The sequence below is a fragment of the Robertmurraya mangrovi genome (assembly GCF_034427655.1).
Classification (GTDB): domain Bacteria; phylum Bacillota; class Bacilli; order Bacillales; family Cytobacillaceae; genus Robertmurraya_A; species Robertmurraya_A mangrovi.
The window spans coordinates 1-14073 of the sequence record NZ_JAXOFX010000009.1; the positions used below are offsets into that span (position 1 = coordinate 1).

Sequence of the window (14073 nt, forward strand, 5' to 3'; positions counted from 1 at the left end):
CTCCTTTGTAGAAGTTTGTTTTAGGGAACAAACATTCAACATTTCTACAATAGGAGCTTTTTTTGCGTTTGTCTATAACTTCATACATCAACTTACTTATTTTGGAAGGTGTGCAAAGCCAGTGGGTCTCACCTGTCCCGCTGCCCCCGCAGGAGTCTTCGCGCCTTCCACTCCAATCAACAGACTACTCAATATAAAGATGGAACTTTCAAGGAATAATTCTAAATAAGAACAGGGACTTATCGGGCAGCCCCTTTTTTCATAATAAAATGAACTCCCATACTCACCTATATTTAAAACTCTTTACTCCATTCTGTATCCTCAAGAATTTCTCCTGTAGTTGTAATATAACCGACATTGACTGTCCCATGTTTTAGAATCTCTTTCTCTTTCAAATCAGATATTAACGCATTTAAATACATTTCATCTTCATCCTTCTTTTTTCGAGGGATAGTCATTCGAATGGTTGGTTTAACATCGAACTCTTTATAACTCGATTCTGCTAGAGGGTTCAATCCTAAATTTTTACCTATTTCATCATCAAAGTATACGTATAAATCAGTTTCAGTCCCCAACTTCTCGGTAATGATTGGCCTAATCAAGGTTTCGACCTCTTTCGCCCACTTTTTCGAAATATAAGTGTCCACCAGCTGCTTGGTTTCATCGTCCATATAAATCAAGAAATCCACATGATTGTTCTTATTTCTTGCTTTTGCTGCATATTCAAAGCCAAAGTTCCCCATGTTATCGAATAATACATCATAGATTTCAAAATCTCCGTTAAAATGATCCTGTAAGTAGTCCTCCGCAAGAACTCTTATCTCAGCCTCTTTTTCTTTGTCCGGTTTCATATCTTGGACAAACATAAAGGCAACTACCCCAGCAACTATAAGAAACAGGCTAACGATTCCAAGTAATATGTTTAGAAATTTTTTCATAGGTCCTCCTTTTTAGGCTATATGCAGATAAGAAAAGCGCAAGCGCCTTGGTCAGCCCTGACAAGCAAATGTTCTTCCATCCTAAAAGTCTGGTTTTTGACTTTTAGGATGGAAGGTTATTTGACTCGAAGGGCTAGGCGCTGGAGCTGGAAAGTTGTCTAACTTCAAAAAGCTTATACTTTCTTAAACTTTGAAAAATGATCTTTCCTCATCAACCCTTATAAGAAATACGATTGAACTCCGATTGAACTCCTGAAAGTTACACATTTATTAACTTTAAATTGAACCTCATTTAAACAAAGAAAACACAAACCAATACTGATTTACGTTTCAATGTCCAGGCTTCTATAAAATACGTATTTATTAAATTTAAATTCTTTTAAAATTTAAATAACGTGTACCTTGAAAATTCAACATACCTTCATCACCTTCAACAAGCATCCCATAATCGTTATCTTTTACTTTAAATTCTACCCTCTCACCATTGTCCATTTGGAAGGTAACATAATACTCGTTGTATGCCCGAGTCTCCCCTCCTCCTCTAACTGCCGTTCTTTTAGTAACAACCTTTGCTTTTTCTATAAGAATAGGAGATTGATTATTACTACTCCATTGTGAGAACCCTTTAATTATATTTATAATGATAAAACCTATAACAATAATAAAAATAATGCCTATAAATATGGGAACTATTTGAAACATAAGATCTCCACCTGTTGGATCATCAACAAACATTTTAGCCCCTCCTCTTCACTTAATAAACATTATATACGAATACGATTTAAAAAAGGTTTCACTATTCCATAAAAACGTAATAATCCTAGCATTATATAGTAATAAATTTTATCAAATCAATACCATTTATGAAGATAGGTAAATAAGAACACTAGTCAATAGTATTCCATTCCTATTTACATACTGACATACTACCCTCCTTTCTATAAAAATAAGAACGGAAGTTGATGTAATAAAGCCCTGTTAATATGGATAATAAGAATAGATATATATATATAGGTTTAAAGCACTATACTGAGAGATTGTCCTTCAAAAAACAACAAAGAATTTAACAATTGATGAGGTGAAAAGTATGAAAATGACGATTAGGAGAAAATTACTACTTAGCTTTGGCTTGATTTTATGTTTGTTAGGTGCGACAAGTGCTGTAGCCATTTTCAATATTTCTGGAATGGGAGCCAAAACAGAAGAGATTGACCATAGCTGGTTACCGAGTGTTATTAAACTGGGTGAATTAAATGGGGAAGTTTCAGATGTTAGAGGCCTTTTAGGGATGTACATACTTGAAAAAGATAGCGCTAAAATGTCTGAAATAGAGAGTCAGTTAACACAAACTTTAGAAAACATTGAGAATATGAGAACTGAATATGAAAACACTCTAATATCCACTGAAGAGGAAAGGAATTTATATCACGAGTTTGCTAATGATTGGGAAGTTTATATCGAACAAATTCCATCTATTCTTCAGGCAGGTAAAAATACAGATTTTGAGTTTGCCAATTCCTTATTACAACTAGCGGACCCTGTTTTTAATGAGGCAAATGAGCATATCTCTCTCCTAGTGAAGAATAACATTGAAGGCGCACAAGCGGCTTCTTCTGAATCAATGAATTTATTCTCAACGGGGAGATTATGGACTATCATTATTTCCGTAATGGCTTTTATTCTAGGCATTAGCTTAGCCATAGTAATTGCTAGAATGATTTCAAAACCTCTAATCACTTTAGCCGAACATGTAAAAAAAGTAGCCAATGGTGACCTGACGATGGAAGAACTGAAAGTAACAAGTAAAGATGAGACAGGTCAACTCGTTACAGACTTTAACCAAATGACGAACAGTTTACGTCATATTATTGGACAAGTGGCACACCAATCTCAACAGGTTGCTTCTACATCGGAACAATTATCAGCAAGTGCTGAAGAAACAACGAGAGCTACAGAACAGATTACAATCGCTATTCAAGAAGTAGCAGCCGGGTCTGAACAACAAGTCTCCAGTGTGATTGATGCTTCTGAAGTCTTAAAAGAAATGACAAATGGCATGGGTCAGATTGGTATGAGCATTCAACATGCAACAGATTCTTCCATTGAAGCTACAGAAAAAGCTAATAGTGGAGATGAAACGGTTTCAAAAGTAGTCAATCAAATGAACACCATCCACGAAAAAGTAACACAAACAGCAGAAGTGGTTACCGATTTAGGAACTAGATCTGCCGAAATTGGCCAAATTGTCACGCTCATTTCCAGTATTGCTTCTCAAACGAATTTACTAGCTCTAAATGCAGCTATCGAAGCGGCAAGAGCAGGTGAACATGGAAAAGGTTTTGCTGTCGTAGCCGATGAAGTTAGGAAATTAGCGGAACAAAGTGAAACGGCAACTAGGCAAATTACGGATTTAATTCACCATATTCAGCATGACACCCAAAAAGCGGTAATTGTCATGAATGAAGGAACAGAAGCTGTCGGTGAAGGAATCTCTTTAGCAAAAAATGCCGGGGATTCTTTTAAGGAAATTCTTCAAGCCGTAGAAAATGTCTCTAAACAAGCACAAGAAGTTTCCGCTGCCGTACAGCAAGTAAATGCAGGTTCGGAAACATTAGTTCAAGCTATTGACGGAGTAGCTAGTATTTCTGAACAATCAGCTGCAAATGCACAGAATGTAGCTGGTGCCACAGAAGAAACCAATGCGACGATGGAGGAAATTTCATCTGCTTCTACCTTGCTATCCTCCATGGCGGAAGAATTACAATCGGTCGTAAGTAAATTTAAAATAAAATAGTTTATCAGAAAAAGGACCTCTAATGGTCCTTTTTCTGCTTCTAACGTATTCTTTTATTTATATAGAGAGAAATAGCCAAAATAACTATAAGTAACAAAATTAAATAAATCACCTTAGAATAAATATCCATATATTCTACAATAACATCCCAAGACTCCCCAACAGATGCACCTAGATTGACAAGGATAATATTCCAAATCAATGTCCCTACAGTTGTTAACACTAGAAATACACCAAAATTCATATTAGACATACCAGCTGGAATGGAGATTAAACTTCTTACTAAGGGAATGACTCGGCAAAATAAGACGGTCCATCCACCAAACTTATCAAACCAAGCATCCGCTTTATGAACATCATTTTTCGTTAATCGAAGCATATTTCCCCAGCGATCAATAACCTTCTCTAGCCTTTGTACATCTAATTGCAATCCAATTCCATAAAGAATAATGGCACCAATAATGGAACCTGCTGTTGCTGACAGAACAACACCCATGATACTTATCTCAGATGAAGTTGTCATAAACCCTGCAAATGTAAGAATGATTTCTGACGGGATGGGTGGGAATATGTTTTCTAGGGCTAATAAGAACATAATCCCCATATACCCATATTCATTCATGATATTTATTAACGAGTTTTCCATGCTTTACTCCAAATTATCTATATTATTCAATCCCCTGTATAGGATACTAATTACTCAACAATTTTTTTAATAGATTCTTTGAAAAAGATTCACTCTTATAAAGAGATGCAACCAAGTTAAGTATGAATTCAGGTATCTTTTTAGGAAACCATCGTTGTACATAATACTTATTATACCCAGTTTTTAGATCATCCCATTGAGAGCACCATTTATTTTGTCTATACCTTACTACATCAATAATCTTAACCGTTCCAACCCTTGTAATAAAAATGTTTCTTAAGTGGATGTCCGATGGATTTAGGCCCACCTCTCTCGCAAATGCCAATGCTTGATCAATTTCCTTTATATGGTCGCTGCTAATCGGAATTCCTTTTTGTAGGCATTGAAAGAGAGTATTGCCTTCAATATAATCAATGACTATATAATTGGCTCCCCACTCGTATAAGATTGGAAAATATGGAATCCCAATTAATTGTTGATAGATAGATGCTTCTTTTTCAGCTAGGTGAGTAAAAGCAGGAAAGAATACTTTTAGCACTTTGTTTGTCGCTCCAATTCTAAAGGCAAAAGCACTTCTTCCCTTACCCATTAAACTTAATTCGGGATCTTTCTTATTCAGTAAGATTTGTGTACCTTTTTCCGCATAACTGACGCTTTGAGCCAATTCACTGAATGTTTTCATCCCGAACCTCCTATCATCTTCCATTACTATTTACTTTCCCCTGTAAGAACCACTTCTTCCGTTTTCTCCTTGGATAAAAACCACCCGCCTACTGCGATAAGGAGAAGGACGACGTAGAAGGAAATTTTCCATTCAGGAGATTTTGGAAATCCTTCTGGTAATACAGCTAAAGCTGGATGAGCTAAGGTGTAGACAGAAAGTTTAACCCCTACCCAACCTACAATTAAGAAAGCTGCTATCTCTAAACCAGGACGAGTTTGTAGTAATGTCACAAAGAAATTGGCTGCAAAACGCATAATGACTAGACCAATCAGTCCTCCAGCAAAGATTACTAAGAATTTACCTCCGTCTAACCCGCCGATATTCGGAAGTGGTGTATTTGGTAGAGTCATTGCTAGTGCTACTGCAGCTAAGATAGAATCGACAGCGAAAGCAATGTCAGCTAGTTCGACCTTAAAGACCGTTCCCCAAAAACCCGATGGCTTCTTTTTCTTCTCGTTGGATGCTTCACTCTTTTCTTTAGATTTATGCACCACTAATTTTCTAAATATATGATTTCCTGCGATAAATAACAGATATAAAGCACCTATCGCTTGTACCTGCCATACATTAACAAGGAAAGAGATTGCAAATAAGGATCCAAATCGGAACACAAATGCCCCCGCTAACCCATAGAACAATGCTTTTTTCCTTTCCTCTTCCGGTAAATGCTTGACCATAATAGCTAATACAAGTGCATTATCAGCTGCTAACAGACCTTCAATAGCAATTAAAAGTAATAATACCCAACCATATTCAAATAAAAGTGCTAATTCCATTGATCAAATGACCTCCTTACAATTTATATTTTTCTCTTAGAGATGACGGTGCCCATTTTACCAATCTCTCAAGAACCAATGTTGCAATAACCACATCATCAACTATTCCAAAGAAAGCTAGAAAATCCGGTATTAAATCAAAAGGGAAAAATGCGTAGGTTAAAATTAATAGTATCCCTAATGCCTTAGTATGAAGCTCCACTTCCTTTGATAAGAAATAATCTTTAAGGAAAGGTATGAACCTCCAAAATTTCAAAATAAACTTCATTCTTTTGAAAAATTTCAACAACTGAATCCCCCATTCCTTTATGACCTTTAATAAGCTTAATCTGAATTATGAATTATGAATCTGAATTATAAATCTGAATTATAAATCTGAATTATTATGTTTACTACTACATAAACGTTTATTGGACGATTTCTATAAAATCTTGATCGATGCTTTTTACACCCTCGTTAAAAGTAAGCCTTGTTGTAAACCGGAATGATACGTCTTCTGTCACAAATGGTATTGAGGCTGGTAAAGTAAATGTGAAAGGCATTTGATTCGTTTCCTCAGATTCAATACATTTAGATGTTAATATCGTAACAGAATCTATGACTTTTTCTGATTCACCTTGCTTATCAATACAAATTAAATCACAGTCGATTCTTTTTAACTGCTGTTCGATGGTTCCACCCTTCAATAGAAAGTAACCATTAATTTGTTCACCAAGCTTATACTTTTCTTTCGGTAAAATAAGATCAATTTTGGCAGAGCCTATACCTAAAAGAGACATGTACTTTCTTAGTAACAATTTATACCCTCCCCTATTATTGTTTAGCGTATTTTTCTTCAATTCGTTTCTCAATTTTTTCGAGCCTTGACTTATCTTTTAAAAGTTCCTCTTTGTTTTTCTTAATTAATTCTGTTATTGATACCTTTGTTTTTTTCATTTTTCATTCTCCTTTTTATCTCCATAAACAGAAAAGCCTTTACCAGTAGTTGGTAAAGGCTTTTAAAAAAACAAAAAAGACCTCTACCGTTTGGTAAAGGTCTTGCTAACAACGTAAGTGTTGCCAACAAAGCCGAGAGTGATGAACTCTGAAATGACGACTTTGCTGTAAAAGCTACTCCCCTTTAGGAGAAACATATTAAACTATTTGAGATAATCATAATATATATCTTTAAAACTGTCAATCATAAAACCGAAACTTTTTACTGATTTTCAGTCTGTTCTTCTGTATCACTGTCTTCTTGTTTTAAGTTGTAGTTATAAAGGGAACGATCTACTGGTGTAAAGTTTTTAGGAGTGTAGAATCGCAATAAATCTCCATTTACTACTTTATCTGATAAATGCAGTTTTTGATCTGCACTTTGTTGATATTTATAAGCCTCAGTCATTTTTGCTTCATCCTCTAGCGGTAATCCTGTTTTTGAATCATAAAACACTCCGCCTACTGATGTGTAAGTCGAGCTTACAAAATCACCGTTTCTAAAAGGCACTACATCATCATGATTTTCAGATAATAAATCTGTCCCAAAGTGAATATAATCTTTTGCGCTTTTTCCTAATAAATGAAGGAGTGTAGGAAGTAAATCAATCTGTCCACCGTATTCCTCCATTACTTTACCTTCCACACCTGGTACATGAATGATTAATGGAACTCGTTGTAACCCTGCACTTTCAAACGGAGTTACTTCCTTTCCAATGACTTGCTCCATTGCTTTATTATGGTTTTGTGAAATACCATAGTGGTCACCGTACATAACAATGATTGTATTGTCATATAATCCAGATTCCTTCAGGTAATTTACAAATTGTTCTAACGCTTCATCCGCATAGCGTGCCGTTTGGAAGTAGTTATCAACTGTTTTATTACCTGTTGTATGAGGGGCAATCGTTGCTTCCTCTTGGTCAATCGTAAATGGAAAATGGTGTGATACCGTAATAAATTTTGTATAGAACGGTTGCGGCAGTGATTCAAGTAAAGGCATCGACTGCTCGAAAAACGGTTTGTCCATTAGACCGTAGTCTGCTACATCTGCATCATTATATTCAAACGATTTTTCATCAAAGAAATGATCCATACCAAATGATTTGTATATTTCGTTACGATTCCAGAAGCTGCCCGTATTTCCGTGGAAAACAGCTGAAGTATATCCTTGCTGGCCAAGAATGGCTGGAGCAGCTTGATACGTATTTAACCCTTTAGTAGTAAAAGCAGCCCCTTGCTGAGTACCATATAGAGAATTTTCAATCATATATTCCGCATCCGCAGTCTTTCCTTGAGCGGTTTGGTGGAAGAAATTCTTAAAGTAAAGAGAGTTTTCTCCTTTTGCCATTGAATTTAAGAATGGCGTAACTTCTTCCCCATGCAACTTATAGTCAATCAAGAAGTTTTGAATCGACTCTAAGTGAAGATAAACGACATTCATGCCTTTACCAGCACCAAAGTATGCCGGATTCGGCTCTGCATAATTAGACTTAGTAAAGTTGATGACTTCTGTAATATCATTACTATTCGCGAAACCTCTTTGGGCTTTTGCTTTCGTACTTAATACTCCATCATAAATGGTGTAATTATACATACCTAAATATTTAACAATATAGTTACGGTCGAATCCTCTCGTTAATAATTGAGGACGATCCGCTTCAGCAATCGCTAAGTTAAGAAATGAAATTCCTAGTGCAATTGAAAAAATTGCCGCAATTTGATGACGTTTAATTTCCTTAACTTCCACTTTTACCACTTTAAAAGAAAGTAAAGCAATTAATAAAATGACATCAAAGAAGAATAGAAAATCTAATGGTCTAAATAACGTAACAATACTTCCACTAACATCCCCAAAGTTTTGCGTCTGAGTTAAAGTGGGGAATGTAATAAAGTCATTAAAGAAACGATAATAAAGAACATTCGCGTAAACAATAAATGATAATAGGAAATCAAGAATAATTAAGTACACATATTTCTTTTTTCCTTTAAAAAATAAAGCAAACCCTAAAAACAATACGGACGATCCTAAAGGATTCAAAAATAATAGAAATTGTTGTAATGCACTATCAATACCTAAATCAAACTGTGTTAACTGAACAACATATGTTTTCAACCAAAGTAAAATGACAGCTAATAAGAAAAAATGAACATATTTATTATTCAAATTAATTTTTGAAAATGTATTATTCATGTTTACACACCTACTTTCCAAAAAACTTCATGATAATTTTTATATTTAATGTCCCTATATGGGTCTATTAAGCAATAAATCTATTTTAATTTTTATCAAATGCAGCAACTTCGACTCCTCATTATACTAGAGTCTTGTAAAAAATCAATTGCTAAAAAAAAGAAAGAAAATTCTATTTTTCACCTTATGCCTAATCAACGATTTCGTTCAAATAAACTATGTTAGGTTGCTGATTAAAATCTCAATAATTGTTAGACGTATTAAAATTAATAAAGTTTCAAAAAAGATTAAAGTTTAAATTTTCAAACTAATAATAAAAAGAGCTGATACCAGCTCTTAAATGGATTGAAGGTTCGAGACCGTCCTATCGTTTACTTGGTCCCCTGTATTAAGTGTTGATTTAGGTTCAAACAGTAGTACGTGAACTTCTTCTTCAGCAACAGGAAGGTGTTCTACACCTTTTGGAACAATGATGAACTCCCCTTCATTTATACTGACTTCCTTATCTCTGAATTTAAGTATTAATTTTCCTTTAACTACTAGGAACATCTCATCCTCATGTTCATGACGATGCCAAACAAATTCACCTTTTAATTTAGCAAATTTCACATGCATATTATTTACTTCTCCAGCTATTTTTGGGCTCCAATGTTCATTAAATAACGAAAATTTTTCTACTATATTTACCTTTTCCACTCAAAACATCCTTTTCCTAGTTATTCAATTGTTTAATATTAACTGATTCCAACTCTTTTTCAGGTAATCATGTACTAATTATATATTATAAGAAGATGAATTCTACAACATAGAAATAAATCCCTCTATATCGCAATCATTGGAATGATTATTACATTCATACAGGAAGATTGTCATATTTACACACCAACTGTAATGTTGTCATCAAACAAACATGTAATGTAATGCTTTCGTTCTGTCATTCAGTACAAGCCCATGGTAGTGTAAAAATACACTAACACATTAGGAGGTAGCTCACATGAATAAAACAACAATGAAAACACTCATGATAGCTTGTGTAGCTACACTTTCATTTATCGGCCAACAAATCAATACCGCACAAGCTAATACCGAAGATCAAACAGTATCTTCGAATAATGAGTTAATAGATGAGAACACTGAATTAACACAAGAAACAAAAGATATGCTTCATGCACCAAAGCTTTCATCTGGATTAAAAAAAGAAATGCCGGAAAAAATAGAGGATGAACAAATTTCTAATCAGGAAAAAGATTTGTTTGCTCGTCTAGTTGAAGCCGAAGCAAAAGGAGAAAGTTATAAAGGAAAAGTAGCAGTAGCAACGGTTGTCCTAAACCGAGTGGATTCATCTCAATTTCCAAATAGTGTTACAGGTGTCATTAAACAAGTAGTAGGTGGCACGTACGCCTTTTCACCTGTTCAGAATGGGAAAATCAATAATCCAGCTTCAAAAGAGGCCAAAAAAGCCGTGGAGGAAGCCTTAACTAGAAATGATCGGTTAAATAATTCCGTTTACTTCTATAACCCTGATATTGCTACAGATACATGGATTCGTTCACGTACGGTAGTAAAAACCATTGGAAATCATGTTTTTGCAAAATAAAATGTACGACCTAAATTATACGAAAAGGACCGGGCAGAAAACGCTCGGTCCTTTTCGTATCCATTAAATTTTCAAGTTGTTTTGATTATCATTCTTCTTTTGAGCTTTCTTAAATCCCCAGTAAATGAGGAAAATACAAAGGAACAACCCGACTAAGGCAGGGATAAAAATTGATTTACCTGCATCACCGGCTGAAGTAACACTCCACGTCATTTTACCTACAGCTATTAACACTAGAACGGTTAAACCAATCCACAAATTTCTTTTCCAAAATGCTAATGCTAAAGCAGTGAGAGAAAAAGGTACTAGCAAGGTTATTAGAATTTTCCCTACTCCCCAATCCCCTGTAAGATAATCCACTTCATATTGTAAAAACTCTTTCACTTGAGCATTTATCGTTTCAGGCACTGGGAACCATGCCATGCTTGTAGTTAGTAAGAAGATAGTTCCCATAATTCCAGCCCAGCTTCTTTTAAAAGCAAAGTAGCAAAAAGGCAGAAGAAATAGTGGACGGATATACCAACTTAATTGATTATGATGTCTTGCAAATATCCAGTCTAAGAAATCTTTATTAATAGAGGCAATTAATACAAAAATAACAGTAAGACTAAATAACATAAACGCTATTTGTTTATCATATTTCTTCATTTTTTCCAATGTTCTCACCTTCCAATGGTTTTATACCGTTTTCTAAAATCGAAATCATGTTATTTACCTGCTGTACTAGATGATCATCCTCAAAGGTCTTACCATGATCTAAAAAGAAATTTGCCAATGTTTGATTCATGGAATGAATGAAGTAAACTAAAGTACTTGTGTCAAGGCTATTAACAATTTCTCCATCATCTTTTCTTTCATTTATATATTGAATAAAGTAGTCATCAGCCTTTTTTTGACTTTCACCAAGAATAATGATCCTTAATTCTTTATCCCGAATAGACATAAAATCAATTGCGATGGAAGCTAATTTTGGATAATCTCGATAAAACTGAATACCACTCAAAAACAAATGACGAATATAATCAAAAAACGAGAGTTCTTTTAAATTTGATAGATGAGCGGAGTATTGATGTTTCCGAGCCCCAATCACTTCGATGATGAGATAGCGATACAAATCATTTTTATCTTCAAAATATTGATAAAAGCTCCCTCTTGGTATTTTTGCTTTATCGATGATTTTAGCAATACTCGTTTTCTCATAGCCTTTTTCATAAAACTCATCAATGGCAACTGTAGTAATAAGCTCCCTTTTTTCAGGGGGTAAATTATAAAAAGTAGGGTTAGGCAAAGTGATCCTCCTTTGATATGACACAACTGTCATATGACGATAGTGTCATATTAACACGCAAGCAATTAATTGTAAATAGTTTCCTACTAACATAACATTTTAAAATTTATTCCTAGAACAGAAAAAAGCCGTTTGTTAGACGGCAAGTTAGTTTTACAAACAAGGTCCTAACTCATACAGACACGGTTTGTAGACTTATTTATTTGTGGTTGAAGGGAATATTTTATTACTCCTTTAATTGTTATTATTTTGTTAATATTAGTTCCCGTAATTGATTCGTTATCTTAGCTGAAGTTCTGTATGTTTCCCCTTCTCCAACCATATATGTAAGAATACTTTCTTCATTTTCTTTTCCTAACCATAAATGTACGGCATGCTTAGGAAACTCATCTCCATACGAAACCACAATATCATAGTCTGGTTCTGCTTTTAATTCTACTTTATCTTTTATTGCACTTTTTATAGCCTTTTCGAATACCTTGATTGAGTTTTTGTGATTAAATGAAACGTGGATATCTTCATTAACATTTCCAACACCCATAGATTTCGAAACTTCAATTCCCTGTATCTTTTCGTCTAACAGCACCATCGTTTCTTTCTGATTTAAGCAACCCGACAAAATGGTACTGATTAAAAGGCATAACACTGCAATCAACAATTTAAATTTCATTGGTACCTCTATTCTACCTTTAACTTAATTACATCCTGTTGGTCTTCATAGTTTATTTTCAATTTGTATTCATCCTCTAAAAATGTGTCAGTATTGACTGTACCAACGACGAATGAGAGAACTTTCCCCTCTATTTTTACTTCCATATCTCCAACTTTTCCTGAAACCGTACCATCTCTACTTTCAAGCTCAACAACTAATTGATCTAAATCTAACTTAGATAATTCTAAATCCTTTGCTTCCATCTCAACCCAGCTGATCTTTTTTTCCTTATATAATTCTGGATTGAAGGTGTATTTAACGTCCCAGTATTTTCCCTCACCAAAGAATACTACTTCATCGGAAACAACCGTTTTCGTAGATGAACACGCTGCCAAAATCATCATTAGAAAAATACTGAGAAACACTCTTAGTCTCATAAATAAAATTCCTCCAAATTAAATAAGCAATCACGATGAATGAGTCTATCTTAATAAAGTCCCCTTAAATTTCTCAGGTTTTATCACATAGCTTTCAATAATGAAGCCACAATCCGTACAAATCACGTACTCAATATTGGAACCTAAGCTCATCTTGTTATCTGGGTACATAACAGCATAACCACTTTGTTTCCCTATCCCTAATTCTTTACCGCCACATTTCGGACATTCTGTTGCTTTTATCATATGTCTCATTTTTCATACTCCCTCTCGAACTATCTTGAAATTCCTTTATTTTCTATACGTACAAAATTGGAAATTGGTTTCACATTTCTAGAGCTTTAACTGTTCTTTTGCCTAATTTTTCAAATACATACCAAACCAAATGGAAAATCATATGACACATCACAGCTGCAGCAAGTCCCTCTTTCCAATACAACCAACCACAAGTTAAACCTACTATTATATTCATTCCATTCGTATAAATCAGAACCGTCTTCGTAACAGAAACTTTCATTTGATAGACTCCAGGCAAATGAGCGAGTGCAAAAAGGATACTGGCTAGTAAATTCGAAAGCCAAACAGATAGAATCGTATTGGTTATAAAAAGATTAAATAGCCAAACAAGAAAACTCATGAGACCAAAACGAAAAATAACTTCCTCTACCACTCCCCCGTAAAAGATACGGGTCCAAATCCCCAACTGTGTTCTGGACCTTTCAGCTTTTGTAAACGTATCTAATGAGACTCTTCTTTTAAAAAATAAATAATAAGCTGCGACATTTATTAATGCACAAAGTAGACTAATAGACACTGAATTGATGTTCAGTCCTTGTATGGATTGTATGTCAAAACCTTCACGCTCGTAGAAAAATAATCCTAAAATGGCAAAAGGCACAACAATTATCACGTGGTTTAATAAACGAAGCCAAAAGGACGGGATATCACCATCTTTTATTACATCTTGATACACCTTCTTTTCATTCAGTGTCATGGACAAGATACCGGGTAAAACTAGTACTATTATTAATAACGAAGCAAACGTGCCCATT

17 protein-coding genes and 1 pseudogene are annotated in these 14073 nt (G+C 34.6%); 2 read left to right on the top strand and 16 right to left on the bottom strand.

The window, feature by feature from the left end; all coding sequences use genetic code 11:
* Positions 1-293: 293 nt before the first annotated feature.
* Positions 294-938 carry a hypothetical protein gene (locus SM124_RS13815; protein WP_322447112.1) on the bottom strand — a complete coding sequence of 215 codons (645 nt, stop codon included), beginning with the start codon at positions 936-938 and terminating at the stop codon, positions 294-296.
* Positions 939-1307: 369 nt separating this feature from the next.
* A complete protein-coding gene (locus SM124_RS13820) occupies positions 1308-1673 on the bottom strand; it encodes a DUF2500 domain-containing protein (RefSeq protein ID WP_322447113.1) in 366 nt (121 codons plus the stop codon).
* A 352-nt stretch (positions 1674-2025) separates the two neighbouring features.
* Between SM124_RS13820 and SM124_RS13825 the strand changes: the two genes are divergently transcribed.
* On the top strand, positions 2026-3732 hold the full coding sequence (locus tag SM124_RS13825) for a methyl-accepting chemotaxis protein (RefSeq protein WP_322447114.1): 1707 nt from the start codon (positions 2026-2028) through the stop codon (positions 3730-3732).
* Positions 3733-3772: 40 nt separating this feature from the next.
* Here SM124_RS13825 and SM124_RS13830 read toward each other — a convergent pair whose 3' ends face one another.
* The 8 genes from SM124_RS13830 to SM124_RS13865 all read right to left on the bottom strand — a co-directional run bounded on the left by SM124_RS13830 (position 3773) and on the right by SM124_RS13865 (position 9743).
* Positions 3773-4378, bottom strand: coding sequence for a DedA family protein (locus SM124_RS13830; RefSeq protein ID WP_322447115.1), 606 nt, complete (start codon positions 4376-4378; stop codon positions 3773-3775).
* 46 nt (positions 4379-4424) lie between these two features.
* Positions 4425-5060, bottom strand: a complete 636-nt coding sequence (locus tag SM124_RS13835) for a protein kinase family protein (protein ID WP_322447116.1) — start codon at positions 5058-5060, stop codon at positions 4425-4427.
* 26 nt (positions 5061-5086) lie between these two features.
* Entirely contained in the window at positions 5087-5878 is a 792-nt protein-coding gene (locus SM124_RS13840) for a TerC family protein (RefSeq protein WP_322447117.1), read from the bottom strand.
* 16 nt (positions 5879-5894) lie between these two features.
* A complete protein-coding gene (locus SM124_RS13845; protein WP_322447118.1) occupies positions 5895-6167 on the bottom strand; it encodes a YkvA family protein in 273 nt (90 codons plus the stop codon).
* Between the two features lie 118 nt (positions 6168-6285).
* A complete protein-coding gene (locus SM124_RS13850) occupies positions 6286-6675 on the bottom strand; it encodes a sporulation protein (protein ID WP_322447119.1) in 390 nt (129 codons plus the stop codon).
* Positions 6676-6691: 16 nt separating this feature from the next.
* A complete protein-coding gene (locus SM124_RS13855; RefSeq protein WP_322447120.1) occupies positions 6692-6814 on the bottom strand; it encodes an FbpB family small basic protein in 123 nt (40 codons plus the stop codon).
* 262 nt (positions 6815-7076) lie between these two features.
* Entirely contained in the window at positions 7077-9047 is a 1971-nt protein-coding gene (ltaS, locus tag SM124_RS13860) for a lipoteichoic acid synthase (protein ID WP_322447121.1), read from the bottom strand.
* Positions 9048-9383: 336 nt separating this feature from the next.
* Positions 9384-9743 carry a cupin domain-containing protein gene (locus tag SM124_RS13865; protein WP_322447122.1) on the bottom strand — a complete coding sequence of 120 codons (360 nt, stop codon included), beginning with the start codon at positions 9741-9743 and terminating at the stop codon, positions 9384-9386.
* Positions 9744-10302: 559 nt separating this feature from the next.
* On the opposite strand from SM124_RS13865, the pseudogene SM124_RS13870 reads away from it, so the two are divergent.
* Positions 10303-10644 (top strand): annotated as a pseudogene (locus tag SM124_RS13870) (cell wall hydrolase); the annotation flags it as partial.
* A gap of 63 nt (positions 10645-10707) precedes the next feature.
* Here the strand turns inward: SM124_RS13870 and SM124_RS13875 are convergent.
* The 6 genes from SM124_RS13875 to SM124_RS13900 all read right to left on the bottom strand — a co-directional run bounded on the left by SM124_RS13875 (position 10708) and on the right by SM124_RS13900 (position 14072).
* Positions 10708-11292, bottom strand: a complete 585-nt coding sequence (locus SM124_RS13875; RefSeq protein ID WP_322447266.1) for a hypothetical protein — start codon at positions 11290-11292, stop codon at positions 10708-10710.
* Positions 11279-11932 (bottom strand): TetR/AcrR family transcriptional regulator, encoded by a 654-nt coding sequence (locus tag SM124_RS13880; RefSeq protein ID WP_322447123.1) that lies wholly within the window; start codon positions 11930-11932, stop codon positions 11279-11281. Before SM124_RS13880 ends, SM124_RS13875 begins: the two co-directional genes overlap by 14 nt.
* A 244-nt stretch (positions 11933-12176) precedes the next feature.
* Positions 12177-12602: a YhfM domain-containing protein gene (locus SM124_RS13885; protein WP_322447124.1), complete on the bottom strand. Its 426-nt coding sequence runs from the start codon at positions 12600-12602 to the stop codon at positions 12177-12179.
* Positions 12603-12610: 8 nt separating this feature from the next.
* Entirely contained in the window at positions 12611-13021 is a 411-nt protein-coding gene (locus SM124_RS13890; protein ID WP_322447125.1) for a hypothetical protein, read from the bottom strand.
* Between the two features lie 45 nt (positions 13022-13066).
* Positions 13067-13267, bottom strand: coding sequence for a transcription initiation factor TFIIIB (locus SM124_RS13895; RefSeq protein WP_407691413.1), 201 nt, complete (start codon positions 13265-13267; stop codon positions 13067-13069).
* A gap of 79 nt (positions 13268-13346) precedes the next feature.
* Positions 13347-14072 carry a CPBP family glutamic-type intramembrane protease gene (locus SM124_RS13900; protein ID WP_322447127.1) on the bottom strand — a complete coding sequence of 242 codons (726 nt, stop codon included), beginning with the start codon at positions 14070-14072 and terminating at the stop codon, positions 13347-13349.
* Between the last annotated feature and the right edge of the window lies 1 nt (position 14073).

What these genes read in the sequence shown, in the direction of transcription:
- SM124_RS13815 (WP_322447112.1), bottom strand. Translation starts at nt 938, where the DNA reads ATGAAAAAATTTCTAAACATATTACTTGGAATCGTTAGCCTGTTTCTT.
- SM124_RS13820 (WP_322447113.1), bottom strand. Translation starts at nt 1,673, where the DNA reads ATGTTTGTTGATGATCCAACAGGTGGAGATCTTATGTTTCAAATAGTT.
- SM124_RS13825 (WP_322447114.1), top strand. Translation starts at nt 2,026, where the DNA reads ATGAAAATGACGATTAGGAGAAAATTACTACTTAGCTTTGGCTTGATT.
- SM124_RS13830 (WP_322447115.1), bottom strand. Translation starts at nt 4,378, where the DNA reads ATGGAAAACTCGTTAATAAATATCATGAATGAATATGGGTATATGGGG.
- SM124_RS13835 (WP_322447116.1), bottom strand. Translation starts at nt 5,060, where the DNA reads ATGAAAACATTCAGTGAATTGGCTCAAAGCGTCAGTTATGCGGAAAAA.
- SM124_RS13840 (WP_322447117.1), bottom strand. Translation starts at nt 5,878, where the DNA reads ATGGAATTAGCACTTTTATTTGAATATGGTTGGGTATTATTACTTTTA.
- SM124_RS13855 (WP_322447120.1), bottom strand. Translation starts at nt 6,814, where the DNA reads ATGAAAAAAACAAAGGTATCAATAACAGAATTAATTAAGAAAAACAAA.
- ltaS (WP_322447121.1), bottom strand. Translation starts at nt 9,047, where the DNA reads ATGAATAATACATTTTCAAAAATTAATTTGAATAATAAATATGTTCAT.
- SM124_RS13875 (WP_322447266.1), bottom strand. Translation starts at nt 11,292, where the DNA reads ATGAAGAAATATGATAAACAAATAGCGTTTATGTTATTTAGTCTTACT.
- SM124_RS13885 (WP_322447124.1), bottom strand. Translation starts at nt 12,602, where the DNA reads ATGAAATTTAAATTGTTGATTGCAGTGTTATGCCTTTTAATCAGTACC.
- SM124_RS13890 (WP_322447125.1), bottom strand. Translation starts at nt 13,021, where the DNA reads ATGAGACTAAGAGTGTTTCTCAGTATTTTTCTAATGATGATTTTGGCA.
- SM124_RS13895 (WP_407691413.1), bottom strand. Translation starts at nt 13,267, where the DNA reads ATGATAAAAGCAACAGAATGTCCGAAATGTGGCGGTAAAGAATTAGGG.
- SM124_RS13900 (WP_322447127.1), bottom strand. Translation starts at nt 14,072, where the DNA reads ATGGGCACGTTTGCTTCGTTATTAATAATAGTACTAGTTTTACCCGGT.